Source organism: Pelomicrobium sp. G1 (assembly GCF_051905455.1).
Classification (GTDB): domain Bacteria; phylum Pseudomonadota; class Gammaproteobacteria; order Burkholderiales; family UBA6910; genus Pelomicrobium.
On record NZ_JBQACR010000408.1, the window covers coordinates 1 to 260 of the forward strand.

A 260-nucleotide genomic window follows, 5' to 3' on the forward strand; every position below is an offset into this window, starting at 1 on the left:
AGCCCCACGGCTACCGCGCATGAAGTGGACGTCTTGCCAACGCCCCCCTTGCCGGTAAAGAACAAATGGCGGGTCGGCCGATCGAGAAATCCCATAGCGCCTACTCAGCCGCAGCAGCCGTTGTTGCCCGCCGTCCGGCCGCAACCTGCGGCAGTGACCCCAACGGAAGAGTCAAGGCTCAGCTCCCTGGCGAGCTCGGCGCGGCTCGGGTAGCGTCCCTTGCTGATCACCCGATCGCCGACAGCGACGATGGGCAGGAC

Annotated in this window: 2 protein-coding genes; both read right to left on the bottom strand. The window is 66.2% G+C overall.

Features of this window, described 5'->3' with window-relative positions:
- Nucleotides 1-95: ArsA-related P-loop ATPase (locus ACTFO6_RS19030; protein WP_439935903.1), on the bottom strand; the 95-nt coding region annotated here is incomplete at its 3' end.
- 9 nt (nucleotides 96-104) lie between these two features.
- Nucleotides 105-257: a hypothetical protein gene (locus tag ACTFO6_RS19035; protein WP_439935904.1), complete on the bottom strand. Its 153-nt coding sequence runs from the start codon at nucleotides 255-257 to the stop codon at nucleotides 105-107.
- Nucleotides 258-260: the final 3 nt, after the last annotated feature.